This is a genomic window from Arthrobacter sp. Soil_C_49 (assembly GCF_057656635.1).
In genome coordinates this window covers 312,570-339,305 of record NZ_JBDGJZ010000001.1, presented here as the reverse complement: position 1 = coordinate 339,305, position 26,736 = coordinate 312,570, and the positions used below count along the sequence as shown (strand labels likewise).

Here is a 26,736-nt window from a genome sequence, read left to right as displayed (position 1 = left end):
AGAGCAACGTGGCCGGGCGGGCGTGTCCTGGACTAGGACCAAAGGGGAGTTGGTACTGGTAGGCCAACCCCACATCGGGGAATCGAGTACTACAGTGGATGCATGGCTCCCAGCCGCAATCCGCTTGACGACCTGCGCGAAACCATCGGCCATCTGGCCGATCAGCTCAAGCTGCCCACATCGGAGCGCGTCGACGACCTGGTCGGCGATCTCATTGGGGCGAGGCCCGGACCTGCCCGCCCCCTGTCCGAAGTGCAGGCCGAGCTCGACGGTCTGGTGGGACTGGAGACCGTGAAAGAACAGGTGCGGGCCCTCGTCGCACTGCTCCAGGTCCAGGCCCGCCGCAAGGCGCACGGCCTGCCGGAGGTGGCCACCTCCCAGCATCTGGTGTTCCTCGGAAACCCGGGCACGGGCAAGACCACTGTGGCGCGGCTCCTGGCGGAGATGTACCGCGCGGTCGGTCTGCTGCAGAAAGGCCACTTGGTCGAGGTCGACCGTTCGGGCCTGGTGGGCCAGTACGTCGGTGCGACCGCCATTAAGACGGACCGGGTGATCCGGCGTGCGCTGGACGGCGTCCTGTTCATCGACGAGGCCTACGCGCTGGCCCCGGAGGACGGCCGGATGGACTTCGGTCCCGAGGCGATCGAGGTCCTGCTTAAGCGGATGGAGGACCACCGCCACCGCCTGGTGGTGATCGTGGCCGGGTACCCGCGGCTGATGGAGGCCTTCTTGCTCTCGAACCCCGGGCTGCGCTCCCGGTTCGCCCGTGAAATCACCTTCCCGGACTACTCCGTCGACGCACTCGACACGATCTTCCACCAGATGCTGGCCCAGCACGAATACATACTGGAGCCGGGCGCTGACCAGGTGCTGCGCCGCATCTTCGCCGGACTCCACGCGGGCGAGGAGTCCGGCAACGCACGGTTCGCCCGTACGCTGTTCGAGCAGGCGCTTAACCGCCAGGCGCTGCGCCTGTCGCTCGACGAGGAACAGAGTCTTGACGCGCTCGATCGCGAGGCCGTCATGACGCTCACGGCGGACGACATCGTCGAGGCCGCGCTGGCTTTGGGCGAGGAGCCGGAACCGGAACCGACGCCGGAAGCGGAGCAGCCACGCTGGTGGCGCTGGCTGGTCTGACGGATCCGCGGCGCTGTCACGCGAATGGTGGCGGAGTATCTCGTCCCACCCCGCCTAGGTCAGCGGATGGGGTTGGACCTCTGGACGATCTTGGGCATCAATGAAGACCTGGACCGCGACAACATGCGCCTCCGTCAGCCCTTCGTCCGGGCTCGGTTTCTCCAGGAGGACTGGCCTGGCGTAGTTGTGGGCCCATTCGTGCACGTCCGGCCCGAGGACGTCGTCGATCCACACCACCGCGTCCCAGTCCGCCTCCCCCGCAGCGTCCATCCGGTCCAGCCAGCGTGCGACGGACCGGAGCTTTGGGGTCGGTGTATCAACGTCGCTGTCCTTCATCGCCAAGGTCACGCGCAGCGGCTCCACTTCGAGCTGCAGTTGCCTCTCCAGTCCGGCCACCACATCAGCGGGTGAGGTCGACACCCAGGCGAGCCGGCCCTTGGTAGCGAGCCGCCGCACGAGCGCCACTTTCCCGTCCGACAGTTGCGGGTCCGGGTTGTCGCCGTCACCGCGGCGGACCTTGGGGTTGAGCACTCCATCGATGTCGAGAAGGATGATCGGCTTCATACGAGCAAGCTACATGGTCCGCACGGCGCTGACTACGCACACCCGTGCGGGGTCACCGCCCTGCCGCTACAGTGTCAGCGTGACCAAAGCTGCACTCTTCTTGGCCGGCACTGCCACCGCAGTCACCGTTTCTGCTGCAGCGGGCGCTTCGCTCCATATCGCACGCGCCCTCATCACCCCTGCGGGTGAACGGCCCGAGCGGATCCGCATCCTGGCAGCAGACGACGCCACAGTGACGCTGCACGCAGATGAGGACACCCTCTCCCCCGGCGTGTTCAGCCTCTACTGGGGCAACCGGGCGGGCCATGCCAGGATCGGCCGCATCCTCTCCCACCAACCGGCAGCAGGCACGGTCACCCGTGCTGTGGAGAAGGTCTATGCCGGAGTCCTGGAGGCAGGCACCTCAGGCTACTGGTCCGGGTACACCTACCCGACACCTGCGGAGGCGGGATTGCCGAGCAGCGACCTCTGGCTGCCAGGGCCGGCGCCCGCATGGCTTGTCCCCGGCGATAACTCCGGGCGATGGGTCATCCACATCCACGGCCTGGGCGGCCGCCGAGCCACTGGCGTCCGGACCGCCCCGCTCTTCCACCGCCTCGGATACACGCAACTGCTGATCTCCTTTGCCGGTGACGGTGATGCTCCGGCCACGACCGACGGCAAACACCACCTCGGCCACACCGAGATCGACGACGTCCATGCAGCCATCGACTACGCTGCCAGCCACGGAGCGGACTCCATCATCCTCTCCGGCTGGTCAATGGGAGCCGGCATGGCCCTGGCTGCCGCGCACACGTCACCGCAGAAGGATCGCATCGACGGACTTATTCTCACCGCTCCCGTCCTGGACTGGGACAGCACTCTGTCCTTCAATACGGCGGCGGCACGGCTCCCCGTATTTCTGTCCAGGACAGCACTGTGGATCCTCCGTGGCCCCCTGTACCGGCTGGCCGGGCTCGACCAACCCCTGAAACTCAAAGACTCGGACTTCATCTCCATGAAGCCCGAAGTCCCGGTTCTCGTCCTGCACAGCAACGCCGACGCGAGCACGCCGATCAGCGTCAGCGCCAAGTACGCCGCACTCCACCCGGACAAGGTGACACTTGTCCGGTTCCCTGCCGGCCGGCATACCCAGGAATGGAACACCGACCCCGGGCTGTGGGAGAGCTCCGTGGAGGACTGGCTGCAACCGTGAGACCGACCCGTGCGTTTTGAACGGGTTCAGGCTGCTGGGAGACCCGGCAGCGATCAACCGCAGCCCTGAAGTGTCCTCGCGATGGCGTCGTGCTCGGCTTGAGTGACCCAGAGACTGTATTTTGCTTTTACGGCGGTTTGGCGGGCTACGTATTCGCATCGGAATGCTTTGTTCGGCGGTAGCCACGTTGCTGCATCCTTGTCACCTTTGGCACCGTTGGTGGGGCCGTCGGCGGCCATGAGATTCAGCGGGTCATTGGCGAGTTCCTTGCGCTGGTCCGCGTTGAGCTGCTGAGCTCCCTTTTGCCAGGCATCGCTAAGGGGAACGATATGGTCGATCTGAACATCGGAGCTGGTGTCCTGGCCGCGCGTGAAGGAAAGCGTGGTGCCGGTGTACTTATCGGCCAAGGTTCCTGTTATGACCACGCAGTTGTTGGTGCCGGGCTTGAACGTTTCGTCGGTCAGGTCGCGGGCGAGGATGTCGTTGCGGGTGTCGCAGCCGTTGCGGTCCGTGTCCGCCCAGGCCGGTCCAAACTCATCGCGGGTATAGCCGGTCTTTGGCGCGCGGCCCTTCACCGGAATGCTGTTGAGCTGGCCTAGGGCGTTGGCGGCGGCTGCCGGATCTACCGTGCTCGAGGCACCGATGCCTGGAGCACGGTCGATATTCTCAAGGGCGTTGGCTGCGGCGTCGCAACCTGCCAATGACGCAGCCAGCATCATCGCGGTAACAGCGGTCAGGACTTTGGCGGGAGAACAGGTGGTCTTCATGGTCCTTCTGGTGTAGGGCGTTGTTCCACGCTAGCTTCGACCACCACCTGCCGCGGGTAACCCAGTCCGTGGTGCCGGCCACACCGTCCGCGCCCTTAGAACTTTCTGTAGGTACATTTCGGGTCCCCTGGTTGCCGCGTGTACAAACCCTGGCCCCACAGGAGCCGTCACGCTTACTAAGAGCGACGCACCGCCTCGTCCTCGGCTTTTACGGCTGGCAACAAACGGGGCCTGTGCGCGGCTGGGGTGTCCCGAAAGCCGACCTTGGGTATGACTTGCTGGAATGCACACAGTGGCTGGCGGCCTCATCACAATCTGTTGGCCGGGCGCACGGAAGGCTCCTACGTCACCGCCCCGCTCACCTGAGAGGGCTTCGAAAGAGCATGCTTAGATGGCGCGTTTTCTGTGCCCCCGCGCCTCAGGTTGGTGGCATTTTCCTGCCCTTGCTGCACTGTCTTTGCGGGGGGACAATTGGGTCATTGGGTTATGCAGTCGGCCGAAACGGTAGCCGTGGAAAGCGACGATGCCATGCCCACCCCCCACCTCCATCCCGCAGCCCCCGGCCTTCGATCGACGAGTGCGGCCCTGCGAGGATGCCCGTCATGAGCACGGTCCAGGCGGTGACCCTGATCTTCGTTGTCGCGTTCGCATGGATCGGCTTGGCCCTGGTCGTCCTTCTGGAGATGCGCCGCCGCAGGAGGGGGTCTTCAAGGGTGGCTTCGGCTCAGCCTCCAGACCCCATCAGTTATCGGGCCCACAGACCCTGGAAGCGGACCCGCCCTGGAACCGCCCTGCCCCCCGCCCGAAAGCGCATCAGGTTGAGGATCAAAAGGGTCCGCCACTGACGACACCACTTCCGACGTCCCGGAGTAGATAGCGCAGTGAAAGGGAAGGGCGGAGGGGCCGCCGCCCTTTCCCCCTGGAGCTACTGGACGAGCTGATGTCCTTCGGCGTCGAGGTAATCCCGCCAGGACCGCTTCGGCGTCCAGCCCAGCATCCGTTGGGCTTTAGCGCTCGAGATCCCCGAAGCATCGGTACGCCGAAGTTCACGCAGTTCGATTGCGTCGCCGTAGTACTTGTTCAGGACCTCAGCAAAGTCGTGGCCGCCTACATTGTCAGGGGAAGCGATGTAGAAGACCTCATGTCCGGGTAGGTGTGACTCGGTGGCCAGGACGATAGCGTCAGCGAGGTCGTAGGCGTCGACGTAGCTCCACAGGTTGGGGCTTAGGACCGACGCATCACGGATCTGGGGTCCGAGGTTAGTCTCGTAGTTGCCTTCGAACTGGACCCAGCTGGGCCGGATGGAGATGCACTGAATGTCGGACCGGGCGATTGCGGCGTCCATCAGCTGCTCGCCGAAGTGCTTGGACAGCGCGTAGGGGTCCTGCGGGTGGATTGGGTGCTCCTCGTCTACGGGTGCGTAGTCAGGGAGGAATCCGCGCTCGGGAAAGAAGAAGCCGGGGACTGTCTCACTCGAGATGTAAACGAAGCGTTTCACGCCAAATCGTATGGCCGCCTCAAGGACATTGAAGGTCGCCATGAGATTGGTCTGGAATACGACGTGGGGCGGATTACCAGTCGGCTCGGGGATTGCAGCGATGTGTACCACGGCATCCGCTCCGCTGACGACGGCGTAGGCTTCCCCTGCATCGGTGAGGTCCGCCATCGTGTATTCGGGTGCGCCTTCGGGCTTGCGCTCAAAGCCGGGGCGAGTCAGATCGGTAGTGAGTACTTCGTGTCCGGCGTCGATCATCGCCTGGGTAGCGGCACGACCGACCTTTCCATGAGCGCCAGTGATAAGGACCTTCATAATGTCTCCTAGATCGGGTACAGGGTTGGCACAGGGAGGAGTATGTCTCCGGCGCCCCCGGCTGGATGGTCGTCGCTGGATGATTGGTCGGGGACGGCTTGCGAGCTATAAGTCTCGTTCCCGCCACACACCAATAGTGCGCTGGACCAGTGAGGCTGCCCGCCGGTGAAAACCTGCAGCCCTGACAAGGTATAGTTTATAGCCTAAACTATATTGGGTAGGCGCGTCGGGGTCAACGTTGGCGGCAAGGCCCCCAGTGCTTGCGTTGCTTTCTCGACGTTCCCGCTGCCTTAACTCGGGTGCGGGCAGATGCAGCTTGACAGTGTCCGGTTGGAACCCGCTCGCATGATAGGGATCCTCGTAAAAGTGGACGCGAATAGACCGAGGGTCCGTCGCGGCGGCAAAGAGACATGCAGTGTTAAGAATCGGAATGGCTGCGCAAATGCTGGAAGCTGCGCAATCGACAGGTTACCGCCTCATCGAAGCCTTCCGTGACCGGTACCACCCCCTAAGCACTGAACTCGATGCCGTTAAGGCCTCCTGCAGGCTCGGGGAAATTTTGACACTGAGCGCAGACTTTTCCAGCACGAATCCGTTCGATCCGGCGTCGCTGCGGCACGACCCGCGACTGGGAGGCGGATAGCTGATGGACCTGGGCTGCTACCCGGTTCACTGGGTGCGGGCATTCATGGGCGAAGAACCAACGGTGGTCAGAGCCAGCGGGTCGCTCAATCCCCTTGGTGCCGACCTCAGCGTAGCGGCCGACCTCCAGTTTCCTTCAGGGGCAAAAGCGATCATCACTCCAGCAATACTGGAAGAGCCCGGGCACCTGAACTCGTCCCTCGAAGTGGTCGGCACCGAAGGAAAACTCGTCGTCAAGAACATGGTCTTCCCTTCCAAGGGGCACTCCATCACCCTGAACCGCAATGGGCTGGACCGCGCCTGGACTGTACGGGGCCTTGAGACCTACGACCATCAACTGGAGGCCATAGTCCAGGGTCTGCAGTCAGGCCAGGAGCTGCTCACTGAGGGCTCCCGACAGTCTTGCCAACATGAAGATCATCGACGGAATCTACGCCGCCGCAGGTTTCGGCCCTGTGAAGTAAAGGTGCAGCCAAAGGAGGCAGTTCCTGCCCTGTGAGGTCTGGAGTCGCACTGACCCTCCAAGGGAATTGCCCGTACTCAGCGAGTTAAATCATGAATGATTCGAACATGTCCGCGTACAATCGGGGGCAGTGAACCGGCCGGTTCCTTGTGAACGCAAAGGAAGCCGTAGGTCCTGAGCTATTCCGTGATGTTGAGATTCGCCCCTGACCCAGTCGGCGCATCGGACCCCTTCACGGTCAATCGAGGCTGGAGGGCAACTTCGTCAATGTCACACCTAGATCGCAAGGCTCTAATCTCGGCCATTGTCGGCCTCGTTATCGCAGTCGTTCCGGCGTTGCTCGGAGCTCCTGAACTCGCGCCCTTGCTCGGATGGTCTGTCGCCGGCTGCATCTTTCTGGTCTTGGCGTGGACTAAGGCTTGGCCCGCTGGTCCGGAGGCCACGGGTGAACTCGCCCTCCAGGAAGGCCGGTCTCGACGGCTGGTTGACTCCCTCATCATAAGCGCAACATTCGTCAGTCTCGTGGCGGTCGCCTTCGCCTTGATCCGCAGCCAGCAGAAAGACCCCATTGGCGTGGCCGCGGCGATCCTGGCGGCTTTGGGCGTGGTCCTCGCGTGGGCTCTCGTCAACACTGTCTACGCGTTCAAGTACGCTCGGATGTACTACCACGACGACCGCCATCACTTCCGCTTCAACCAGGACGAGGACCCGTCGTACAGCGACTTCGCCTACGCAGCATTCTCTGTCGGCATGTCATACAACGCGAGCAATGTGAACGAGTCATCCACTCCCTCCCGCAGGGTCGCCCTGGGGCACGCTTTGCTCTCCTACTTCTTCGGCACCTTTGTGATCGCAGTGGCGATCAACCTCGTCGTCAGCCTCGGCCAGTCCAGTTGACCACGACGCGGGCTGGTGACGTGATGCGACGCCGGGCCGTTCGACAGCCCTTGGAAGTTCGAATCAGTGCACTACGGATTGTGGTCCCAACGGGCAGCGAAACCCACGAGGCCTTGTCGAGCGGTCAAGTTGGTGAGACCTCAGCCGGACCTTTTCCTCAGCGCGACCTGAGAATGTCGAGCACCTCTGGGAACCTTGTGACGCCGTCTGTGGCCATAAAGTGTCCGGCTTCGGGGTGGACCTGCAACTGTGCGTCAAGGCGTCGGGCGAGGTCGTCAGATACCTCTGGCGGGACGTAAGGGTCCGTCTCGGAGCGAATCACTATTCGATTGCGGATGCTTTTTGCGAGACGTTCGACGTCAACGCCGGTTGCGATGTAGCGATCCAGTTCCGGCAATGCGTCCAGCGGTTCAACGAAACCGGCTACCAAGACAAGGATGCCCAGATCCCAAGGCTCCGGTAGAGCTGCGAGAACCCGTAGTGCGGTGATTGCACCCAGAGAATGCGCCACAATCGCCGCTCCCCTGTCCGGCCTATCAAGCGCTTCTCTGACAGCGTTCTCCCATGCCGTCGTTTTCGGATCGTCAGGGGCCGGGAGGGGAACGACCGTGACGGCTATGCTTTCGGCTTGAAGTTCGCCTTGAAGCCAGGGGAACCAATTCGCGTTCGGCGAGGCTTCGTATCCGTGGACGATGATAACGCGCTGAATCGTCGAACGAGCCGGGCGATTGCCTGTTTCATTACTCATAGGCATTGACCTTATGTGCGGACAACTGCCAAACAAAGAGCCCCCCAACCAGCACTGCACTGCACTGTCCAGCCGGACCAATTCAGGCCTTTTGACCGAGTCCCCAACCAATCACCCACTCGTGATTGGCCCAAAAATCCGCCGCACAGACGGCCAGCCGCAGTTGCCGACCTGCCCCTGTCTGAGCCCGATACCCCACGTCCAGACACCGACGAAATAACGCGAATCACATAGGGCGGCCCGACCCGCTCCGCGCCTGCCCGGACTCCCGCGGCGTGGAGTGGGTCTCCAGTTCAAACGACGGTCACGGGAAGGCAGCAGTTGGAAAGCCACGGACGCACCCACCGCGCTTGCCTGGGAGGATCCTGCGATCAGCACGACGTCGAGGTACGCCCCGACCTGACACAGGCGGCTCCTGCCCTCGTCAAGGTTGTCAGCGTACGCCAACTTCTCAGGCGAGGACTGATGGCCAGGGCGGCCGTCCCGCACATGTTGCGCCAGCGCTGGGACCGCATCATCAATATCACGATGAACCACGACACCATGCGCCGGGCCGGATTTTCGCCGTACGGCCCATCCAAGGCCGCGCTCGAGTCCGAAACCGTGATCTGGGCACAGGACCTGGCGGGATCCGGCGTCACTGTCAACGGTCTGCTGCCCGGCGGCGCCACCGATACCGGCATGATCCCCGCCAGCGTATCCGAGGCGTTGCGCCGCCAGCTGCTGCGGCCGGAAGTGATGGTCGAGCCGCTCCTCTGGCTGGCCTCGGAAGCCTCCGCGGACATCACGGCACCCGCCTGGACGCGTCGCGCTGGGACAATGCCCTGGCGCCGGAACGGGCTGCAGCAGCCGCGCTTGAGCATGCAGGCTGGGCCAACCAGGCTTCGCACTGACCGGCCAGCCGATGCCTGCTTCATGGCAGTTTCACCCGGGACGCGGCTGAGCGCGTTGATATCCAGGTCGTTCCCGAAACCCCGAACCATGAATCGGTGTTGGCCACTCGCCGCCGCGGACGATGTACACGCATAAGGCAAAAAGGCCCCTGACCTCCAAAACACTGTGCCCGAGGTGGAACTCGATCTGTCTTCAACGCCTCGCCAACGTTGAGACCCTCCAAAAACATGCGGAATGGGAAGCAGTCCGAGGGCGGTATCTTCGATCCGAGGCCAAGACTGTGGACAACGTTCACAGTCCTATTTCCGCCGGAGCCCTCAACCGACGACCGCAACCCGAAACGAGGGCATGCGGTTCTTCTTTCGGGGTGACCGGCGGACCTCGTCCCCCCGGCGCAGGTCGCGCTGGCCGATCCGTCGTCATGCCACACAGTGGCCCAGCACACGGAAACTTACTGTTTGCACCCAAGTGGGTGGGGCACATTTACTGCACACGATTACCGCGATTCCACGTCATTTCCGGGCACCCTTCGATGCCCTAGCAACCATTGACGTCCATAATCGACCGGCCTATCCTCTGCTTTAACGGGGTCTTTCCCGCGTTCATACCAAGTGATCCGATACGCCTGGGCGCGTGTCCCCCGGGCGAGGGTGCCAAGGAGGAATGGCGATGTCTTGGGAAATGTCCGGAAAATATGTCGCAAGTTGTTCCTGCGCGCTGATCTGCCCCTGCCCTGTCGACAGCCCACCGACGGGGCCCAACGGTGAATGCCGAGGGTCGGCCGTTTTCCATATTGCCAGTGGAAAGAGCGACGACACTGATCTGTCCGGCGTGGACTTCGCATTCGCCAACCTGTTCCCGTCCAACCTGACCGCCGGCAACTGGAAAGTCGGCGTCGTCGTCGACGACCGCGCCTCCGAGGAACAGGCGAACGCCCTCGAGCGCATCCTGCACGGCGACGCCGGCGGTCCGTTCGGGGATCTGGCGGCGCTTTACGGCGAATGGCTCGGAGTCGAGCGGGCCAGCATAACGTTCAATGACGGCGATGCGCCGTCTGCATCGGTGGAAGGACGCGCAAGCCTCTCCTTTGAGTCACTCCCAGGACCTGCTGGTGGCGTGACGACTGTCAAGAATGCCATGTACGGCTTCGCGCCCGAGTTTCTCATCGGTAAGGGCTCTGGCCACTCAGCCCTCTTCGGCCTTGACTACGACGGGGTCTACGGGGAAACCGCAGACTTCACATTTGCATCCGAGATGGCGGAAGGCGCCCCCAAGGGGCGCGGCTGACAGCCCATTCCAACATGCAAAATAGAAAATCGCATCCGGGACCGCGCGGCCGCACCCTGGCAGGCGCCTGGACCCGGATCAACCCACGCGAAGCGGGATTAGTCGCCGTTCTCTTGGCCCTCGCCGCCCTGAGTTGGACCAACACGGCCCCGCGGATGGCGGGGATGGACATGGGCCCCTGGACTGACCCTGGACCGGTAGGGTTCTTTCTCGCTACCTGGGTCGTGATGCTGGCGGCCATGATGTTCCCTTCTGTGGCGCCCATGGTCCTCGCATACGCCAGGATTCAGCGCCACCGCCGTGAAACCGGACGTCCTGCACCGCCGGGATCCACCACCGTCTTCGTGGCGGGATATCTGATCGCATGGACGATGTTCGGCCTCGCCTCTTACACCCTCTATGCCGCAGCGGCTTCACTCTTCCCCGGCACCCTTACCTCAGCCCCAGCCGGACGATACCTGGCAGCCGGTGTCATCCTCGCGGCGGCTGCCTACCAGTTCACCCCCGCCAAGAACCTCGCCCTGATGAAATGCCGAACCCCCATGGACTTCATCCTGCGGGGGCTGCGCCCCGGATACGGCGGTGCGCTGCGCATGGGCATCGAGCATGGCGCTTGGTGCATCACTTGTTGCTGGGCCCTGATGGTTGCCTTGTTTGCGCTCGGAGTGATGAATGTCGGCTGGATGGCGCTCGTTGGGGCGTTCATCGCCGCCGAGAAGATGCTCCCTTGGAAAACGTTCGCCAATCGTGGGATAGCCATCGCACTGACCGTAATCGCAGCCGTCGTGGCGTTTGTCCCCGCTCCCACGGCTGGCATGGCAATGTAAGGAAAAGTCCTGCCTGTGGACTGATTACCCACCGATGCTATAGCCGCCTACCTTCCGGCAACCCGGGTGCGATCGTGGCGGTACCGCTGGTACGGACGATAAAGGTGGCGACGGGTATTTCGGCCATGGTGTCCATGTGCGCGGTTATCGTGCCGACGCTCCCGTCTGACCGCGGGATGGCCCTTCGACTCCCCCGCAGTCTCGCTTTGAGACTGAAACTTGGGACGGATGATTTCCCGAAGACGCAGCACACGTGTGAGATGTCCGGGCAGGCGACGGCGGCACATAACCGGGACGTCAGGTTCGGCTCCCGGCCCCGGTCCTGAACAGCCCCGAGCAGCACCGCGCCGGTTCCTGATTAGACAAACATTGTGCACGCAGTGGGACTCGAACTGCGTTCTTGGCCTTCCAACCAGCATGGACGCGAAACATGCGGAATCCGAAGCATACCGGCGACTGTAATAGACACTCTGAAGCTGGACGTATGGACCTTGTCCACACGTCCGAAATGGCCCCCAGGCCAGGCCGGCCTGCCGGTATCCCCAGACCGTTTAAGTGGCTGGTGCCACAACGTCCTCCAGCACTGACCTGTCGAAAAAACGGATCTCGCCCGTTGCCTCGAAGAACACAGGAACTACCGATGTGCTCAGGTCTTTGGACGTTTCGTAAATTTCAGCCGCACCCCCGTGCTTCCTGGCAATTGTTCCAATCAGCTCGGTACCGCGAACCCGAACAGTTCGATATTTGTAGCTCATCGTGACTCCTTCGTCGGCTAGCGCACACCCTACCCCTTGGGAGTGCCGTTTCGGGAGGTTGGCACCTACGGCGCCAACACCATTGGTGGCGGCGGCTTCGGATCACTTCTTCATCAACGCAGCGGAAGCATGGAGCTGCGCTTGAGTCCTTCCAACACTGGGAACCCGCGAATACGTGACCCGAACCGATACGAGACCTATGGGAGCCTCCAAGGCCCCGATTGATCGAAAGCGGCTCCCTGTAACTCTGCTAACCGGGCAGCTAAGCCGCCAAAAAGGGGCAATCCAGAGGGCTGGTTCATCGAGACCCCTGCGCCGATGGAAAGCACGAATGACCCGTCGCTGGCGGCATCGATCGGCCTGTCAGGAATGTCGACGTCGGCCGTAATTCTCATGGGACCGTCCCAAACTCAAGTGAATCGATGACCGGTCGCCAGCGGTTTGGCGCCAGAAAGCGGTGGCATCAGCGTCTCAGCGCAGGCCGATCGGCGGCAGGTCGGCTCTGGCCTTGCGGGCTCGCACGGTGCCGCCGGTGGCGGCGAGCCAGCATCCGGCGATCATCAGCGGGAAACCGATCAGCAGGCCGGCCGTCAGCGGCTCGCCGAGAATGAGAGTGCCCAGCACGATCGCAACGACGGGGTTGACGTACGTGAACAGCGGCGCCCGCACCGGGCCCACGCGCGCGATCAGCGCGAAGAAGGTGATGAATGCCAGCGCCGTGCACAGGACGGCCAGCGCGATGAGCGCTAGCGTGTCCTTGAGGGCCGGCACCTGGTGCTGGGTCAGGAATGCGATCGGCGTGTAGAAAATCCCTACCGCGAGGAGCGCGAGGGTGATGGAGCCGAGCGGGGGCACGTCGCGCAGCTTGGTTGCGATGACGAATGGCGCTATCGCGTACAGCAGCGCGACCAGCAGGACTTCGCCGACGGCGATGAGACCGTCCCCGCCTTCTACTGCGAGGCCCGGCCCGGCGACCATCACGAACACGCCGACGAAGCCGATGAGGAGTCCGATGCTGCGCGCCGGGCTGAGGACTGTCCGGTCACCGCCGCGGAACGCGATGATCGTTGCGAACAGCGGGACCGTCGCGACGAGCAGGCCTGTGAGCCCCGACGGCAGTGTCTGCTCGGCATGACCGAGGAGCAGGAAGGGTCCCGCCATCTCGATGGCGCCGAACAGCAGCACCCAGCCGATCTTCGCGAACGCGGGCCGCAGTGCCTTCCGCCGGATGACGAACGGCAAAAGGACCACGGCGCCCAGGAGAGTGCGGCCCGCCACGACCGCAGCCGGAGAGTATGACTCGACGGCCACGCTGATGAAGAAATAGGGAGCGCCCCACAGCACCGCCATCGCGGCGAATAGCAGCCATGCGCGGGCATCGTAGGGCTGGGAGTTCATACGCTCACGCCCTCGGCGTCGGCGTCGCCCCACACATGCTGGCGAAGGATGGCACGCCAGCGCTGTCGATGCTGCAGGAAGGGCACGATGACGAGAGCCGCCAGGACTTTGCGGGCGGCGGCGATCGACAGGGGTCGGGTGTCCCTCAGTGCGATTTTGAGGAAGAGGTAAGGCGCTGGCCAAAGGAGCGAAACCAGGGCAACCAGCTCCCATGCGCTTGCTTTCACGCTCTACCTGCCGCGGTGCCAAAAGGATTGTTTTCAAGCATGGCATCCAGTCTAAGGAGAGGGCATGCGTCGCCGGAAGGCAGTTTGTAAACCTTTTGAAGCAAAAAAGTATTCATTTGAAAACCCAGGAGGTTAGAATCCTGGACATGGTGGCTTTGGACGATGTGGACTGGGAACTGTTGCGGCTACTGCAGGAAGACGCGCGGCTCGGATATAGAGAGCTCGGGCGGCACGTAGGGTTGACCGCCCCTGCAGTCGCTAGCAGAGTGCGACGCCTGGAGCGGGAGGGGGTGATAACTGGCTACAGTGCCCGTGTCGATCCCCTTGCTGCTGGATACGCGGTAGAGGCTTTCGTTCACGTTGAAAGTACCGGCAAGCGGCAGTCTTACGGGATCGCAACCCAAGCTATCGCCGACCCGTATGTCCTCGAGGATCATCGGGTCGCCGGCCAGGACGATCACATCCTGCGTGTAGTCTCGGAGACCATCCGGGACTTGGAACCCTTCATTGACTCGCTCAACGACAAGGGCCGCTCTTCGACATCGTTCATCTTCTCGTCGCCCAAGGGCTGGGCCCCGGTCGTTCAGCCGGGGCACAGGGAGCGAGTGCAGAAGACCTAAGCGGTTGTTCACCCGACCATGGAACGCCTGTTGATTGCCTGTGTTCCCCCACGACGGATCGGAGCCCTCATGAGGTCCCTTCCAGGCGTCGTAGTTCGTCGGATCTTACCCGTGCCCCCCTGGCCTGGTGTCATGGATTCCTCCCTGCGCGTACACCGGCAGCCACCGGGGCGGCACCCGACCTTGGGATGGCACAGTGGAACCTATGCATACACCTCAGACCCCCGCCCGGACCGCCCTGGTCGTAGGCGCCAGTGGCATCACCGGCTCGGCAATCATCGAACAACTGACCTCCCAGGACTGGGACGTAGTGGCGCTGTCGCGCACCCCCCTGCCTGGTAGCACGGCGCGGCATGTAAGCGCAGACCTCCGCTCGGCCGAAAGCCTTGAAACGGCGCTTGCCCAAGAGCGGCCCACTCACGTGTTTTTCACCGCGTGGTCCCGCCAGGCCACCGAAAAGGAGAATATAGAGGTCAACGCCGGGATGGTCCGGAACCTCCTAGGCGTCCTGACCCATGCCCCGGTGGAGCACGTGGCGCTGATGACCGGACTCAAGCACTACCTCGGTCCCTTCGAGGCCTATGGGCAAGGCAAAATGCCGGACACCCCTTTCTTGGAGGAAGAACCCCGCCTTCCTGTGGACAACTTCTACTACGCCCAGGAGGATGAGCTGTGGGCCGCTGCTCAGCGTCAGGGGTTCGGCTGGTCGGTGCACCGGGCGCATACGGTGATCGGTCACGCGGTAGGCAACGCCATGAACATGGCGCTCACCCTCGCCGCCCAAGCCGCGATCTGCCGGGAAACCGGACGTCCCTTTGTGTTCCCTGGCTCCGAGACGCAGTGGAACAGCTTGACCGACATGACTGACGCCACGCTGCTGGCCGAGCACATGATCTGGGCCGCAACCACGGAGAACGCCCGCGACCAGGCCTACAACGTCGTCAACGGGGACGTCTTCCGGTGGCGCCGAATGTGGCCAGCCCTGGCTGACTACTTCGGGCTCGACTGGGAGGGTTACCAAGAGGCGCCGCGGCCCTTGGAGGAGCAAATGCGGGGCGCCGAGGAAAGCTGGGCCCGGATTGTGGCCCGGCACGGGCTGGCCGAGCCGGTCCTCGCGCGTGTGGCGTCCTGGTGGCACACGGACGCGGACCTGGGCCGCCCCATTGAAGTAATTGCCGATATGAGCAAGAGTCGGTTAGCCGGTTTTAGCGGCTACCGCCGCACTCAGGACTGCTTCACCCGCCTGTTCGACCGCTACAGGGCCGAACACATCGTTCCGTAAGCGGTTCCACCGGCCTGGTCACCGCAGCACCCGTGGAGCCCCGCCTGCTACCAAAGAGGTCGCAAGCTTATTGGCGGCCTTGGAATGAGTGCTAAAGCGAGGCAAATCTTGCCAGGACCCGGGGCGCCCGCACCCCTAGCGTTGAAGGTCTTTTTCTACCCGCTTCGCTCTCAAACTCAGTGCGTCGTTCTGAAAACACTCGCGCAGGTGCGCGTGCAGAGTTCTTCAAAGTTTGACGGACATCGTCGGCGTGGGACCTGACTTGGGCAGCAGTTGAAGGAGACGTCGTATTAGGACTTGATGTTGTCTTCCTGGCAGTTCTGAGACCCCAACGTGACGTTGCACGGTCAAAGGGCGCAACGAGAACTTCCCGCCGCTGCCCGCTGAATCAGCATCGCCTGAGCTGCCGCGCCCGCACTCTTATGCTGCAACCCTTCAGAAAGAGCAGCACGGTCCGCTGTGGAGACCATCGCCAGGAGAATAGCAGTCAAAAGACAATCCGAGCGGCTAATACACCTTGATCTTCCACCGCGTCACGTTTTGAATACACTAAAACGCAAATAAGTTACTGACTGCGGAAACACTGTGCCCAAGGTGGGACTCGAAACTGCCTGCCCGGCCTTGCAGGCACTGGGAACCCGTGGAAACATGGGGAATCGGCGCCCGTCCGGCGGCGCCAGTATCGTATCGGCCCGTCTAAAGCCTAAAGTGTGGGCAATGTCCACACGGCAAAACATTGCGTCTGAGGCAAGCGCCAACGAGCTCCTCCATGTGCAGTTTGAGGCGCTGGTGGAAGTACTGGCACCGGTTGTCGCCAGTTGCCTCCCCGAAGCCATTCTGACTCGAAATGCCCGTACGGTGCCGCCGGGACAGTTTTCTGGTGAGACGCCTTTCCGAGAAGCAGGGACCACTGCTCTTCCACCTTCCCGGCCTATACCCCCGGACTCTGAAACGCTTTCCTGAAAAGCTGCGTTGGGTAAGGCCAATCTGTAGTGGGCTCGATCGTGAGATTTTGTCTGCTGGATGCGGCCAGGATGTGCCAGGGTGAGCCGGTGCGACTTCTCAGCGAACTTCGATGGCGCCCATCATGCCGAGGTCCTCGTGATCCAGGATGTGGCAGTGGTAAACGGAGCGACCGCGGAAGTCCTTGAAAGCCACCCGGACTTTTACCCGCCCGTTTGCGGGTACGTTCACCACGTCCTGCCAGAATGCGGTGTCCGTGCCTTGGCCGTTTACCTCGATGATTTGCATCGGCCAGACGTGCAGGTGGAAGGGGTGGTCCATGGGACTGGTGTTGGTCAGGGTCCATTCCTCGACATTCCCGGCCGCTACCGTTGTGTCTGTTCTGGTTTCGCTGAATTCCCTGCCGTTGATAGTGAAACGCATCATGCCCCCGGCCATGCCAGGACCCATGCCGGTGGCCATAACAATCTGACGACGGGCGGCGACGGCGGCTGACCGCAGGTCTCCCAGCCCCGGCTGGGCCGGCACGGCCGTCAATGCCGCGACCGGTTCGCCGGCTACGCGAAGGGTGGCCAGTGCTATGCCGTCCGGCTGGTCTGCAGGTTTGCGTGCTCCAGTTCCTTGTCCCATCATTCCCGGCAGGCTTCCCCGGCTCTGGTAGAACGCACGCAGCACGGAGTCCCCGGCCGCTGTGGTAACGAGGAGGTCTGCCCGGTTTCCGGGCGTCAGAAGAAGTTCCTCCACGCTCTCTGGTGTCGGGAAGCGACCGGAGTCCATGCCGAGGAGCTCCAGCCGTTGCCCGTCGAGCCGCAGACGGAGGTAGCGGGACACGCACGTGTTGATGATGCGCCACCGTTCGCGTTGTCCTGGGTGGGCACTGAATTGCGGGCTGCTCTGACCGTTGATCAGGATCAGCTCACCCTCCCGGCCCATCATCCTTTCCATCGCCGGTACTTCCGCGATGTTCCCCAGGGGGTCCAGGGTGGTGTCCGAAATGACCAGGACCCGTTCTGCACTTGACTCGATCGGTTCAGGGTCCTCGACGATGATTGCTCCGAAGAGACCGGCGAAGATCTGATCGGCGACCATGCCGTGGTGGTGTGGGTGGTACCAGTACACGCCGGGCGGGTGATCTCGGGGGAGCCTGTATTCGTAGTCGAAGGTGCCACCGGGGTCCACTGAGATGAAGACGTTGTCCCCGTTGCCCTCGGGGGAAACGTGGAGGCCGTGCATGTGAAGGTTGGTGGTCTCGGCCAGCCGATTGACGAGTCCGATCTTCAGGACGTCGCCGGCCCGTAAGCGCATTGTCGGGCCGGGGGTGCCGCCGTTGTAGCCGAGGGCTGCGGTCTGCCGGCCTGCCAGCAGTATCTGTCCGGGTGCAGCTTCCAGCCGTATCTGCAGCTGGCCGTTTGTGCTCCGTTCCACCGGAGGCTGGATCAGTCCGCTTCCCGTAACCAGGGCCTCCCGCGACGCCAAGGTCCAGACCAGCCCGGCACCCCCGACCACTGTCCCCGCAATGCCAAGTCCGCCCAGCAGCAGCGCTTGTCGGCGGCCGATGGGCTTCACTACGGGCCCTCACCGAGCACTTTGAGGTGGTCGCGGTACTGGTCCGCGGTCAGTTCTCCTCTCGCAAAGCGCTCCTCGAGGATCTGGCGGGCACTGTTCCCAGCGGCCTGCGACGGTCCGCCTGGCACGGGAGGGCCCGGCGGCCCGTATCCATTACGGATACCGCCGCCAAAGACCCTCACCGCCAGCAACACGAGCAGCCCGATCCCAATGAGCAGCAGAGGAACCCACAGCCACATCCACCCCATGTCTTGTCCGTAACCCCACATCATGACCGGCGCCTTTCTCTTCAAGAGTTACTCCGAGTCTTCGCGCGGACTCAGTTGTCAGGTAGAGTCCGAGGTCCCAGTCCATGGGTGCGGTCTCCAACCGCATCCGCACCGCCAGGCTTATCAGAGCCCCGAAGCGGCGTCCTGCAAAGCGGTTGTCTCTCGAGGCACTGCGTTGGCTATCAGTCTCCGCGCCGGATGGTCGCGACGCACTTGGCGGCCGGTTGGCCCGCCGGGGCCTGAGGTAGTGCCGCATCGAAGATGCAGTCCTCGGCGGGCATGACGTCCGTTGTTCAGTTACTCAAGTCGGCGAGGGCCTTTCGCAGGCGACTGCCGGCGTCGTCTGCGACCTCCTTAACGACCGGCGAAGCGCTGAGCTGGACCATGGTCTGCGGGTCGATGGCCTCGATGGTGGTCGTTCCTGCGTCCTTGCCTTGGCGTACGACGACGTTGCAGGGCAGGAGCGCACCAATTTCGGGCTCTGCAGTGAGGGCTCGGCTGGCCAGGGCCGGGTTGCAGGCACCAAGGATGACGTAGTCGCCTACGGCGTCAGCCGCCTCAGCACCAAGCTTGGCTTCGAAGGTGGAGCGGACGTTGATCTCGGTAAGAATTCCGAACCCTTGCGCTGACAGGGCGTCCCGGGTGCGGTCCAAGGCTTCAGCCCAAGGCAGGTTGACCGTGGTGGTGAGAGTGTACGTCATGGTTCTCCGTGGGCCGCTCGACAGCGGGTTTGATTAGGCGAGGGAGAGGAAGAGTTTTTCCAAGTCCTTTTTGTCCATGGTTGCGTCCTTCTGGACAATGCACTGCTCCAGCCCCGTGGCGATGATCGCGAACCCGGCCCGGTCGAGGGCTTTGGACACGGCCGCGAGCTGGGTAACAACGTCCTTGCAGTCCCGGCCATCTTCGAGCATGCGGGTGACCGCGGCGAGCTGGCCCTGGGCGCGCTTGAGACGGTTGATCACGGGCGTGAGTTCTTTGGGGTTGAGTTCCAAGGGCTTCTCCAGGTGTCGGTGGCTTCCCCCAATCTTATACCCCCTAGGGTGTTTTGCGTACCCCAGGGGGTATCTGTAATACTCGGCGGGGTATCCCCTTCATCTACCGAGAGGCCAGCAATGACTCCCCCGACCACGGCACCCGCCGTTACCGCCCTTGCTCCCGAGACCCTGCGCACCTGGACTGAACAGCACCGAGACCTCGTGGTGATTGACGTGCGGTCCGCCGCCGAGTTTGAGTCCCTGCATATCCGTGGCTCCTACAACGTGCCGCTGCCGCTGCTGTCCGAGCACACCGATGAACTCGCTGCCCGCCTGGGCTCCCGCGTGGTCCTGGTCTGCCAGTCCGGAGCCCGCGCCGAGCAGGCACGCCAGCGTCTTGCCACGTCCGGGATCAGCTCCGCCTACGTCCTGACCGGCGGGGCGCCCGGCTTCGCTGCCGCCGGCGGCGACGTCGTGAAGGGCAAGGACCGCTGGGCCCTGGAGCGCCAGGTCCGCCTGGCCGCAGGCTCCATTGTGGTCCTGGGCCTGGCCGGCGGAAGGTTCGTCTCCCCCAAGATCCGGATGCTCGCAGGCGCCATCGGCACCGGTTTGACATTCTCCGCAGCCACCAACACCTGCGCCATGGGCAAGGCCCTCTCGGCAATGCCGTGGAACAAGGCCGCCAAGGAACCCACCCGTGAAAGCGCCATCCTGACCCTGCCTGCCGCTGAGGCCCGGGAGGAGGCCCAGGCGTCATGACCGCCACCTTGCTCCTGGTCCTTGCCCTGTCGGTGGTCGTCGGGCTCTCACTCGGCGTGCTAGGCGGCGGCGGATCGATCCTGACCGTCCCGATCCTCGTCTATGTGGCCGGGTTCGAGGCCAAGGAAGCCATCGCAGCCTCGCTGTTCGTCGTCGGCGTCACCTCCGCGGTCAGCGTGTTCAGCCACGCCCGCGGCGGCAGGGTGATGTGGCGTACCGGCCTGATCTTCGGCGCGGCCGGCATGGCCGGCGCGTTCGTCGGCGGCCTCCTGGGCGGGCACATCCCCGGCCAGATCCTGCTAATCGCCTTCGCGGTGATGATGGTGGCCACCTCCGTGGCCATGCTCAGCGGACGGAAGAAGAAGTCCGACGACGGCGCGGCGCCGGTCAAGCATGAACTGCCCCTTGGCAGGGTGCTGCTGGACGGGGCAGTCGTCGGGCTCGTGACCGGCCTGGTGGGCGCGGGCGGCGGATTCCTGGTAGTCCCGGCCCTTGCGCTCCTGGGCGGCCTGCCGATGTCCGTTGCCGTAGGCACCTCCCTGGTGGTCATCGCCATGAAGTCCTTCGCCGGGCTATCGGGTTACCTGACCACCGTCCACCTGGACTGGGGCATCACACTCAGCGTGACTGCCGCCGCCATCGCAGGCTCGCTCATCGGCTCCAAACTCGCAGGCCGCATCCCGGAAGCCGCACTGCACAAGGCCTTCGGCTGGTTCATCCTGGCCACGGGAACCTTTGTCCTCATCCAGCAGGCCCCCGCAGACCTGCAATGGTTCATCGCCGCCGGAATCGCAGCCCTCACGGCGGCCACAGCCGGGATCTGCTGGTTCTTCATCAGCTCCTGCCCCCTGCGCAACCTCAGCGGCCGCCGCAGCAAAGTCCCCTCACCGGCCTAAACCCAGCCATCACCAAAGGAGAACACCATGGGCCTCATCAGCTCCCTGAAAAAGGCCTTCAGCAAGCCCTACAAAACGGTCTCAGTAGCTGAGGCCAACGACCTCCCGTCCTCAGGCGCCGCGCTGATTGATGTCCGCTCCGCCCAGGAATGGCACTCCGGCCGGGCACCCCAGGCGAAGCACATCCCGAGCCTCCCCACCACCTGAGCCCCGGCATCCCCCGCCACCAACCGCCCAAGACAACGCCCGCAAGGACACGAAAACCGGAAGACACCGATCTTCTCCTCGCCCTGAGCGCTCAATGCCACCGGATTCGAGGACGCCATCCAAGCCGTCAGAACCTGGACATGGACAAGCTTGGCCTCAACGCCGCACTCGATGGCCCTAACACCCACAGCAAGAATCAACTGGCACATCCAGCGTTGCGGAATACCCCCCAGGGTATCTGCGTTGGAAGCAGGGGAATGACAAAACTACCCTCCACCCTTATCTGAAGGAGATCACCCAAGATGCTCATCGAGCGCATTTACGATGAAGACCTCGCCCAGGCCAGTTACCTGATCGGCTGCCAGGCCAACGGCACCGCCGTTGTTGTTGACGGCCGCCGCGACATCGCGGTGTACCAGGATCTGGCCGCAAAGAACGGCATGAAGATCGTGGCCGTCACCGAAACCCACATCCACGCCGACTACCTCTCCGGCACCCGCGAACTGGCCGCTGCCACCGGCGCGAAGATCTACGTCTCCGGCGAGGGCGGACCGGACTGGCAGTACGAATTCGACGGCGAACGCCTCCACGACGGCGACGCCATCACCCTGGGCAACATCACCATCAAGGCCCTCCACACCCCGGGACACACCCCCGAGCACCTGTCCTTCCTGGTCACCGACGGCGCGTTCAGCGACCAGCCCGGCTACCTGCTCTCGGGCGACTTCGTCTTCTCCGGCGACCTGGGCCGGCCCGACCTGCTGGACGAGGCAGCCGGCGGGATCGACACCCGCTTCGAAGGGGCCAAGCAGCTCTTCGCCAGCCTGCGGGACAAGTTCCTCACCCTTCCCGACTACGTCCAGGTCCACCCCGCCCACGGCGCCGGCAGCGCCTGCGGCAAGGCCCTCGGCGCCATCCCCTCCTCAACCGTGGGCTACGAGCGCCTCTACGCCTGGTGGGGCCCCTACCTCGCCGCCAACGACGAGCAGGGTTTCATCAACGAACTCCTCGACGGCCAGCCGGACGCCCACGCCTACTTCAGCCGGATGAAGCGCGAGAACCGTGAAGGCCCGGCCATCATGGGCGAACGCACCCCGCTGCCTGAGCTCGCACCCGGCATCGTCGCTGCCGGCCTGGCGGAGGACACCCTGACCTTCATTGACACCCGCTCCAACAGCGAGGTCCACGAAGGCACGGTAGCCAGCTCCCTGAACGTGCCGGCAGGCAAATCCGTTGCCAGCTACGGCGCCTGGGTAGTCAACCCCGAGACGGACAAGAACCCGCTGGTACTGCTGGCACCGGACCAGGAAGCCGCCATGGACATGTGGGACCGCCTGGTCCGCGTCGGCATCGACAACGTGGCCGGCTACCTCACCAGCATCGACGGGCTCCCCACGGCAACCCCTAAGCTCATCCAGCCGGAGGCACTCGACGGCTTTGACGCCGCCATGGTCCTGGACGTCCGCAACAAGACCGAGCACACCGCCGGGCACATCCCCGGCTCCCACCAGCTCAGCGGCGGCCGCGTCATGTGGCACCTGGACGAACTCCCCGCCAACGGCACCATCGTCACCTACTGCCAGTCCGGCGTTCGCAGCTCGGTGTCAGCCAGCGCCCTGCGCCGGGCCGGGTACGACGTCGTCGAACTCGACGGCAGCTACGCCGGCTGGAACGCTTGGCGGAACTCCGTTCCCGCAGCCTAACCAGGCATCCCACAGACCGCCCGGCCCGGCCGCCTCTCCCGCCCAGGGTGCCCCTGGCGTGCCCACGGGCCGGGAGTAATGGCGTGAAAACGCGCCAGATCCCGTTGCCGTGAGGGGTGACATGTGCTTCACTATGTTCACGGAGGGGAGTATCCCCCTGATTGTCCCGTCGTCAGTCCGGTCGTCCCTGGCGGCCCGGCGGGACGGGCGTCATTGACGCCGGGAAAGACCTCCAGTTGGTTTCGCTACGACTGGAAGCAGGTTTCCCCTGATGAATGTTCCCTTGTGGGCTTGGTTGGCCGTCCTTGGTGTAATTGTGCTGATGCTTGCCGCGGACCTTTTCGCGCATCGAAAGGCGCACGTGATCAGTGTCCGGGAAGCAGCGTTGTGGTCTGCTGTGTGGGTAAGTGTCGGGGTTGGTTTCGGTGTCCTGCTGTGGCGCATCTACGGGGCCGAGTTGGCTCAGCAGTATTTTGCCGGGTACCTGATCGAGAAATCCCTCGCCGTGGATAACGTTTTCATCTGGGCCATAATCTTCACGTACTTGGGGGTGCCCCGCCCGTACCAGCACCGCGTGCTGTTTTTCGGTGTTCTTGGCGCCCTGCTCTTCCGCGGCATCTTTATCGCCGCTGGCTCGGCGATCATCGCCAGCGCCGGATGGGTGCTGTACCTGTTCGGCGCCTTCCTGCTCATCACCGGATACCGGATGATCCGGCACCGCAACGATCATCTGGACCCTGAAAAGTCCAAAACTTTGGCCTTCTTCCGCCAGCGGGTCCCCATGACCAGCGATTTCCACGGCCAACGGTTCCTGATCCGCAAGAACGGGGCGGTGCTGGCCACGCCGCTGCTGGCCGTCCTGGTCCTGGTCGAGGTCACGGACATCATATTCGCGGTTGACTCCATACCGGCAATCTTTGCCGTCACCGACGAAGTGTTCCTGGTCTTCACCGCCAACGCCTTCGCCATCCTCGGGCTCCGCGCCATGTACTTCCTCCTCGCGGACCTTATCCACCGGTTCATCTACCTCAAGATCGGTCTCGCGCTCGTCCTGATCTGGGTCGGCATCAAAATGCTCCTCAAAATCGACGTCTACTACATCCCCACCCCCGTTTCGCTCGCCGTCATCGCTGCCGTCCTCGGCATCTCCATCGCGGCAAGCCTGTGGGCGACCCGGGGGCAAGGGCGCCGGGATATCGCTGCCCCGCCCAAGCCGCCTTTCGGAACGGCGGCACCTCGGGAGGTGGAAGCCCTTGAACCGCTGTGGCGACGCCGCAACAGCCCCGCCCGGCCCCCACGGAAACGGCAGGATACAGCCGGCACCAGTCAGCGCACTCGAATCAAAGAGGGCGGGAAGTGAACAGGAAATGCCCTGCTACGGCAGCGTCTTCAGCGCCTGCTTCTCGGCCCGCTGCCTAATTCCCAGCAACATGGCCCGGTCCATAACAAGGTAACCGGGCCGAAGGAGGAGATCCATGAAGCGAAGCCCCATCGGCCTCCCGGGGCCGGTACGTGTCCTGAGCAGCAGCCTGGTAGCGCCACCGCCGGCGTCCTGGAGGACGAACTGCCAGGTGCCGGTGACCACGCCGGGCGGTGCGCCAGGGCTGGAATCCAAGACCAGGTGGCTGCAACTTTCCATCGCCGCCACGCGAGGCCCCTGGCGCCCGCCCGGGTAACCTTCAGGCGTGAAGGCAATGATGTCTCCGACCTTCAGGTCCTGCCACTCGGGGTGAATGCCATCAGCGTTGGTTACGCCCAAGTGGAGTAACCCGTTCTCCACCCAGGTGTATGAATACAAACCCGCCCGATCAACACCCATTTGCACGAGCCATGGCCAGACGTCCTCAGCCGCGGCGGAGACTGTCAATGCCATCGTCTGAACTTCGTCCGGCTCAGGAATGAGCTCGTCGCCTGGAAGCGGCATCGATCTCTCTGGTTTGGTCGCTCCCCACGCGCCCAATACACGGAGCAAGACACCGTGGGTGAGGAACACAAGTGCGGCGGTGACAAAAAGAACCTCCGGGTACCGCCGGCGGATACTGACCAACGCCCGGCTCCTGCCAACCGACGGCGCTAAAGAGGTTCGGGTACGGGATGTCATGCTGCTCATGGAACGCCTCCTCGAAATCCGCAATGCACCGAGCGTATAAGCGGCGCTCTAGGGGGCGAAGAGTCCAAAGCCCCGTAGGAAGGAAAGTCTTGCTGAGCCCGCCCGGTATTGCGGGTCCATGGAGGCAGAATGCAGGAGGCCTGCACTGGTCCTCCTGGCTGCCGGGGCGCACCGGCACATCAAAGGACACAGAAGATTTGCCATGACCTTTGGCCCTATGTATCACCATCACGCTGGGCCAGTCTTTAATTGACCACCCCCGCGCAACCAGGAAGTCCAGCCATGTTAAGTCGCAAACCAATCGCTGTTGGCACAAATGACTCGGCGCAGAGCCAGGCAGCCGTGCTTTGGGCGGCACGACGTGCCGAAGAGGCCAACGTGCCGCTGGTAATTCTTCATGTCGTCGACGACCGGTGGGTCGCTGAACCGTACCCCTGGATTGGGGTGTTGGAGGAATCTGGCGAGAAGCTTCTTGAGGTCGCGGCCGATCGAGTCCGCGGTGCTTTTCCCATCGCCATAACCACCAAGCTCTTGACCGGCAGCGTGGGAGGGTCCTTGGCGAAGTACTCGGGTAAGGCCTCGATGGTGGTCGTCGGTTCGGGCACCGGCCACCTTGGCGGTTCCCTGGCAGACCGCGCTCTTCAGGTAGCCGCGTCTGCCAAGGTTCCTGTTGCGGTCGTCGGAACACAAGATCTGGAAGGCCATTCCGGTGTGGTGGTCGGCGTCGACGGGTCCAAGGAAGCGACGGAAGCGGTTGCCTTTGCTGCGGCGGAGGCTGATCGTGCAGGTGAGGAACTCACTGTGCTCTACGCCATTTACGCCCCCGACCCCGTGGTGGATTCCGGTCTTACCCCCGCTACGCTGTCCGAATTGATCGTCGCAGAGGAACGGATGGTGCTGGCAGAGTCAGTGGCGGGAATCCGGGAAGACTATCCGGACTTGAAAGTGAATCAGTTACTGGAAACGGATAAGGGGCCCGTGGATGCACTGGTGGAGGCGGCCTCCGGAGCCAGGATGCTGGTTGTGGGGAGCCGAGGCAGGGGCGCCATCAAACGCCTTCTCCTCGGGTCCACGGCGCATGGCGTACTGAAGCACCTGCCCTGCCCTACTGTCATCACCCGGATCAAACCCCTCAAGAATAAGTGACTGCCGGTAACCGACTGGCGTGCCGCGTCTGCGGGTGACTTTTGGCCCTATCCGTCCTTCCCCCGCCGGGAAATCATGACCTTTGAAGGTCCACCGCGTAAGGAGCTGACATGAGTACGACCGAAGCACCATTCTCCAGAATCGTTGTGGGAATTGATGGATCGGACGCCTCCGTAGAGGCCTTGCGGCAAGCCCAGCGTCTGGCGATACCCTTTGGGTCCAAAGTTTTGGCCAACGCGTACTGGGACTACCCGCAGGTCTATTCGGGCTACATGATGATGGGCATCGAGGGCTTCGAGGAACGTGCTGGACAGATCCTGAATGAGGCAGTCAAAGCAGCGTTCGGTGACGAGACGCCGTCGAACGTCATTTCCAACCTGATTCGTGGTCATCCCAGGGAATCACTGATCGAAGCCAGCCGCGACGCCGACATGGTCGTGGTTGGGCGTCGAGGGCACGGCGGCTTTGGCGGCCTGCTGCTGGGCTCAGTCAGCTCGGCCCTGGTGGCCCACGCGCATTGCCCAGTGCTGGTGGTCCATACACCGGAGGAACGCCAGGAGGCTTCCTAAGCCGGGCGAGTCGATAAACGGATGACCCGGCAGACGATGAAGGGACAGAATCACCAAAAGA

General features: G+C 63.3%; 27 protein-coding genes and 1 pseudogene. 16 read left to right on the top strand and 12 right to left on the bottom strand.

Translation table 11 applies throughout. The annotated features are described in order from the left end of the window. The first annotated feature begins 102 nt into the window (after positions 1-102). On the top strand, positions 103-1,137 hold the full coding sequence (locus AC3A4Z_RS01550) for an AAA family ATPase (RefSeq protein ID WP_498709600.1): 1,035 nt from the start codon (positions 103-105) through the stop codon (positions 1,135-1,137). Positions 1,138-1,191: 54 nt separating this feature from the next. Here AC3A4Z_RS01550 and AC3A4Z_RS01545 read toward each other — a convergent pair whose 3' ends face one another. Next, positions 1,192-1,701: an HAD domain-containing protein gene (locus AC3A4Z_RS01545; RefSeq protein ID WP_498709599.1), complete on the bottom strand. Its 510-nt coding sequence runs from the start codon at positions 1,699-1,701 to the stop codon at positions 1,192-1,194. A 79-nt stretch (positions 1,702-1,780) separates the two neighbouring features. Between AC3A4Z_RS01545 and AC3A4Z_RS01540 the strand changes: the two genes are divergently transcribed. Beyond that, a complete protein-coding gene (locus AC3A4Z_RS01540; protein ID WP_498709598.1) occupies positions 1,781-2,896 on the top strand; it encodes an alpha/beta hydrolase family protein in 1,116 nt (371 codons plus the stop codon). A 53-nt stretch (positions 2,897-2,949) separates the two neighbouring features. Here AC3A4Z_RS01540 and AC3A4Z_RS01535 read toward each other — a convergent pair whose 3' ends face one another. Both AC3A4Z_RS01535 and AC3A4Z_RS01530 read right to left on the bottom strand, forming a co-directional pair. Beyond that, positions 2,950-3,663 (bottom strand): HNH endonuclease family protein, encoded by a 714-nt coding sequence (locus AC3A4Z_RS01535; protein ID WP_498709596.1) that lies wholly within the window; start codon positions 3,661-3,663, stop codon positions 2,950-2,952. A 925-nt stretch (positions 3,664-4,588) separates the two neighbouring features. Then, on the bottom strand, positions 4,589-5,473 hold the full coding sequence (locus AC3A4Z_RS01530) for an NAD-dependent epimerase/dehydratase family protein (RefSeq protein ID WP_498709594.1): 885 nt from the start codon (positions 5,471-5,473) through the stop codon (positions 4,589-4,591). 688 nt (positions 5,474-6,161) lie between these two features. Between AC3A4Z_RS01530 and AC3A4Z_RS01525 the strand changes: the two genes are divergently transcribed. Beyond that, complete coding sequence (locus AC3A4Z_RS01525) at positions 6,162-6,614, top strand: hypothetical protein (RefSeq protein WP_498709591.1); 453 nt, start codon at positions 6,162-6,164, stop codon at positions 6,612-6,614. A 153-nt stretch (positions 6,615-6,767) separates the two neighbouring features. Then, complete coding sequence (locus AC3A4Z_RS01520) at positions 6,768-7,475, top strand: DUF1345 domain-containing protein (protein WP_498710048.1); 708 nt, start codon at positions 6,768-6,770, stop codon at positions 7,473-7,475. A gap of 157 nt (positions 7,476-7,632) precedes the next feature. Here the strand turns inward: AC3A4Z_RS01520 and AC3A4Z_RS01515 are convergent, their stop codons facing one another. Continuing rightward, on the bottom strand, positions 7,633-8,223 hold the full coding sequence (locus tag AC3A4Z_RS01515; protein WP_498709589.1) for an RBBP9/YdeN family alpha/beta hydrolase: 591 nt from the start codon (positions 8,221-8,223) through the stop codon (positions 7,633-7,635). A 465-nt stretch (positions 8,224-8,688) separates the two neighbouring features. On the opposite strand from AC3A4Z_RS01515, the gene AC3A4Z_RS01510 reads away from it, so the two are divergent. From AC3A4Z_RS01510 to AC3A4Z_RS01500, 3 genes are all read left to right on the top strand, one after another. Next, positions 8,689-9,252 carry an SDR family oxidoreductase gene (locus AC3A4Z_RS01510; RefSeq protein WP_498709587.1) on the top strand — a complete coding sequence of 188 codons (564 nt, stop codon included), beginning with the start codon at positions 8,689-8,691 and terminating at the stop codon, positions 9,250-9,252. Between the two features lie 534 nt (positions 9,253-9,786). Further along, entirely contained in the window at positions 9,787-10,404 is a 618-nt protein-coding gene (locus AC3A4Z_RS01505) for a DUF1326 domain-containing protein (protein WP_498709586.1), read from the top strand. Positions 10,405-10,418: 14 nt separating this feature from the next. Continuing rightward, positions 10,419-11,231: a DUF2182 domain-containing protein gene (locus AC3A4Z_RS01500; protein WP_498709585.1), complete on the top strand. Its 813-nt coding sequence runs from the start codon at positions 10,419-10,421 to the stop codon at positions 11,229-11,231. 551 nt (positions 11,232-11,782) lie between these two features. On the opposite strand, the gene AC3A4Z_RS01495 is transcribed toward AC3A4Z_RS01500, so the two are convergent. The 3 genes from AC3A4Z_RS01495 to AC3A4Z_RS01485 all read right to left on the bottom strand — a co-directional run bounded on the left by AC3A4Z_RS01495 (position 11,783) and on the right by AC3A4Z_RS01485 (position 13,611). Next, positions 11,783-11,986 carry a hypothetical protein gene (locus AC3A4Z_RS01495; RefSeq protein WP_498709584.1) on the bottom strand — a complete coding sequence of 68 codons (204 nt, stop codon included), beginning with the start codon at positions 11,984-11,986 and terminating at the stop codon, positions 11,783-11,785. A gap of 471 nt (positions 11,987-12,457) precedes the next feature. Then, positions 12,458-13,384: a DMT family transporter gene (locus tag AC3A4Z_RS01490; protein ID WP_498709583.1), complete on the bottom strand. Its 927-nt coding sequence runs from the start codon at positions 13,382-13,384 to the stop codon at positions 12,458-12,460. Next, the gene (locus AC3A4Z_RS01485) at positions 13,381-13,611 is read right to left on the bottom strand and encodes a hypothetical protein (RefSeq protein WP_498709581.1); all 231 of its coding nucleotides are present in this window, start codon (positions 13,609-13,611) and stop codon (positions 13,381-13,383) included. The genes AC3A4Z_RS01490 and AC3A4Z_RS01485 overlap by 4 nt, the downstream gene beginning before the upstream one ends. 116 nt (positions 13,612-13,727) lie before the next feature. Here AC3A4Z_RS01485 and AC3A4Z_RS01480 point away from each other — a divergent pair, with 116 nt between their 5' ends. Then, complete coding sequence (locus AC3A4Z_RS01480) at positions 13,728-14,231, top strand: Lrp/AsnC family transcriptional regulator (RefSeq protein WP_498709580.1); 504 nt, start codon at positions 13,728-13,730, stop codon at positions 14,229-14,231. A 205-nt stretch (positions 14,232-14,436) separates the two neighbouring features. Beyond that, positions 14,437-15,513: an SDR family oxidoreductase gene (locus tag AC3A4Z_RS01475; protein WP_498709579.1), complete on the top strand. Its 1,077-nt coding sequence runs from the start codon at positions 14,437-14,439 to the stop codon at positions 15,511-15,513. A gap of 1,062 nt (positions 15,514-16,575) precedes the next feature. Here AC3A4Z_RS01475 and AC3A4Z_RS01470 read toward each other — a convergent pair. The 4 genes from AC3A4Z_RS01470 to AC3A4Z_RS01455 all read right to left on the bottom strand — a co-directional run bounded on the left by AC3A4Z_RS01470 (position 16,576) and on the right by AC3A4Z_RS01455 (position 19,303). Then, positions 16,576-18,042: a multicopper oxidase family protein gene (locus AC3A4Z_RS01470; RefSeq protein ID WP_498709577.1), complete on the bottom strand. Its 1,467-nt coding sequence runs from the start codon at positions 18,040-18,042 to the stop codon at positions 16,576-16,578. Then, entirely contained in the window at positions 18,042-18,314 is a 273-nt protein-coding gene (locus AC3A4Z_RS01465; RefSeq protein WP_498709576.1) for an SHOCT domain-containing protein, read from the bottom strand. The genes AC3A4Z_RS01470 and AC3A4Z_RS01465 overlap by 1 nt, the downstream gene beginning before the upstream one ends. A gap of 290 nt (positions 18,315-18,604) precedes the next feature. After that, on the bottom strand, positions 18,605-19,012 hold the full coding sequence (locus AC3A4Z_RS01460; RefSeq protein WP_498709575.1) for a DUF302 domain-containing protein: 408 nt from the start codon (positions 19,010-19,012) through the stop codon (positions 18,605-18,607). Positions 19,013-19,045: 33 nt separating this feature from the next. Continuing rightward, positions 19,046-19,303: a metal-sensitive transcriptional regulator gene (locus AC3A4Z_RS01455; protein ID WP_498709574.1), complete on the bottom strand. Its 258-nt coding sequence runs from the start codon at positions 19,301-19,303 to the stop codon at positions 19,046-19,048. A 120-nt stretch (positions 19,304-19,423) separates the two neighbouring features. Between AC3A4Z_RS01455 and AC3A4Z_RS01450 the strand changes: the two genes are divergently transcribed. The 5 genes and pseudogenes from AC3A4Z_RS01450 to AC3A4Z_RS01430 all read left to right on the top strand — a co-directional run bounded on the left by AC3A4Z_RS01450 (position 19,424) and on the right by AC3A4Z_RS01430 (position 24,210). Next, positions 19,424-20,044: a rhodanese-like domain-containing protein gene (locus AC3A4Z_RS01450; RefSeq protein ID WP_498709572.1), complete on the top strand. Its 621-nt coding sequence runs from the start codon at positions 19,424-19,426 to the stop codon at positions 20,042-20,044. Continuing rightward, the gene (locus AC3A4Z_RS01445) at positions 20,041-20,940 is read left to right on the top strand and encodes a sulfite exporter TauE/SafE family protein (protein WP_498709571.1); all 900 of its coding nucleotides are present in this window, start codon (positions 20,041-20,043) and stop codon (positions 20,938-20,940) included. Before AC3A4Z_RS01450 ends, AC3A4Z_RS01445 begins: the two co-directional genes overlap by 4 nt. A gap of 27 nt (positions 20,941-20,967) precedes the next feature. Further along, positions 20,968-21,129: pseudogene (locus tag AC3A4Z_RS01440) on the top strand (rhodanese-like domain-containing protein); the annotation flags it as partial. A gap of 320 nt (positions 21,130-21,449) precedes the next feature. After that, the gene (locus tag AC3A4Z_RS01435) at positions 21,450-22,850 is read left to right on the top strand and encodes an MBL fold metallo-hydrolase (protein ID WP_498709569.1); all 1,401 of its coding nucleotides are present in this window, start codon (positions 21,450-21,452) and stop codon (positions 22,848-22,850) included. 271 nt (positions 22,851-23,121) lie between these two features. Then, the gene (locus AC3A4Z_RS01430; RefSeq protein ID WP_498709568.1) at positions 23,122-24,210 is read left to right on the top strand and encodes a TerC family protein; all 1,089 of its coding nucleotides are present in this window, start codon (positions 23,122-23,124) and stop codon (positions 24,208-24,210) included. A 15-nt stretch (positions 24,211-24,225) separates the two neighbouring features. Here AC3A4Z_RS01430 and AC3A4Z_RS01425 read toward each other — a convergent pair whose 3' ends face one another. Next, positions 24,226-24,897, bottom strand: coding sequence for an SRPBCC family protein (locus AC3A4Z_RS01425; RefSeq protein ID WP_498709566.1), 672 nt, complete (start codon positions 24,895-24,897; stop codon positions 24,226-24,228). A 345-nt stretch (positions 24,898-25,242) separates the two neighbouring features. Between AC3A4Z_RS01425 and AC3A4Z_RS01420 the strand changes: the two genes are divergently transcribed. Continuing rightward, on the top strand, positions 25,243-26,106 hold the full coding sequence (locus AC3A4Z_RS01420; RefSeq protein ID WP_498709564.1) for a universal stress protein: 864 nt from the start codon (positions 25,243-25,245) through the stop codon (positions 26,104-26,106). Positions 26,107-26,216: 110 nt separating this feature from the next. After that, the gene (locus AC3A4Z_RS01415; protein WP_498709563.1) at positions 26,217-26,675 is read left to right on the top strand and encodes a universal stress protein; all 459 of its coding nucleotides are present in this window, start codon (positions 26,217-26,219) and stop codon (positions 26,673-26,675) included. Positions 26,676-26,736: the final 61 nt, after the last annotated feature.

Excerpts from the sequence above, each read along its gene's own strand:
- AC3A4Z_RS01550 (WP_498709600.1), top strand. The coding sequence starts at position 103 with ATGGCTCCCAGCCGCAATCCGCTTGACGACCTGCGCGAAACCATCGGC.
- AC3A4Z_RS01545 (WP_498709599.1), bottom strand. The coding sequence starts at position 1,701 with ATGAAGCCGATCATCCTTCTCGACATCGATGGAGTGCTCAACCCCAAG.
- AC3A4Z_RS01535 (WP_498709596.1), bottom strand. The coding sequence starts at position 3,663 with ATGAAGACCACCTGTTCTCCCGCCAAAGTCCTGACCGCTGTTACCGCG.
- AC3A4Z_RS01530 (WP_498709594.1), bottom strand. The coding sequence starts at position 5,473 with ATGAAGGTCCTTATCACTGGCGCTCATGGAAAGGTCGGTCGTGCCGCT.
- AC3A4Z_RS01525 (WP_498709591.1), top strand. The coding sequence starts at position 6,162 with ATGGGCGAAGAACCAACGGTGGTCAGAGCCAGCGGGTCGCTCAATCCC.
- AC3A4Z_RS01520 (WP_498710048.1), top strand. The coding sequence starts at position 6,768 with ATGTTGAGATTCGCCCCTGACCCAGTCGGCGCATCGGACCCCTTCACG.
- AC3A4Z_RS01515 (WP_498709589.1), bottom strand. The coding sequence starts at position 8,223 with ATGAGTAATGAAACAGGCAATCGCCCGGCTCGTTCGACGATTCAGCGC.
- AC3A4Z_RS01510 (WP_498709587.1), top strand. The coding sequence starts at position 8,689 with ATGGCCAGGGCGGCCGTCCCGCACATGTTGCGCCAGCGCTGGGACCGC.
- AC3A4Z_RS01505 (WP_498709586.1), top strand. The coding sequence starts at position 9,787 with ATGTCTTGGGAAATGTCCGGAAAATATGTCGCAAGTTGTTCCTGCGCG.
- AC3A4Z_RS01500 (WP_498709585.1), top strand. The coding sequence starts at position 10,419 with ATGCAAAATAGAAAATCGCATCCGGGACCGCGCGGCCGCACCCTGGCA.
- AC3A4Z_RS01495 (WP_498709584.1), bottom strand. The coding sequence starts at position 11,986 with ATGAGCTACAAATATCGAACTGTTCGGGTTCGCGGTACCGAGCTGATT.
- AC3A4Z_RS01490 (WP_498709583.1), bottom strand. The coding sequence starts at position 13,384 with ATGAACTCCCAGCCCTACGATGCCCGCGCATGGCTGCTATTCGCCGCG.
- AC3A4Z_RS01475 (WP_498709579.1), top strand. The coding sequence starts at position 14,437 with ATGCATACACCTCAGACCCCCGCCCGGACCGCCCTGGTCGTAGGCGCC.
- AC3A4Z_RS01465 (WP_498709576.1), bottom strand. The coding sequence starts at position 18,314 with ATGATGTGGGGTTACGGACAAGACATGGGGTGGATGTGGCTGTGGGTT.
- AC3A4Z_RS01460 (WP_498709575.1), bottom strand. The coding sequence starts at position 19,012 with ATGACGTACACTCTCACCACCACGGTCAACCTGCCTTGGGCTGAAGCC.
- AC3A4Z_RS01450 (WP_498709572.1), top strand. The coding sequence starts at position 19,424 with ATGACTCCCCCGACCACGGCACCCGCCGTTACCGCCCTTGCTCCCGAG.
- AC3A4Z_RS01445 (WP_498709571.1), top strand. The coding sequence starts at position 20,041 with ATGACCGCCACCTTGCTCCTGGTCCTTGCCCTGTCGGTGGTCGTCGGG.
- AC3A4Z_RS01435 (WP_498709569.1), top strand. The coding sequence starts at position 21,450 with ATGCTCATCGAGCGCATTTACGATGAAGACCTCGCCCAGGCCAGTTAC.
- AC3A4Z_RS01430 (WP_498709568.1), top strand. The coding sequence starts at position 23,122 with ATGAATGTTCCCTTGTGGGCTTGGTTGGCCGTCCTTGGTGTAATTGTG.
- AC3A4Z_RS01420 (WP_498709564.1), top strand. The coding sequence starts at position 25,243 with ATGTTAAGTCGCAAACCAATCGCTGTTGGCACAAATGACTCGGCGCAG.
- AC3A4Z_RS01415 (WP_498709563.1), top strand. The coding sequence starts at position 26,217 with ATGAGTACGACCGAAGCACCATTCTCCAGAATCGTTGTGGGAATTGAT.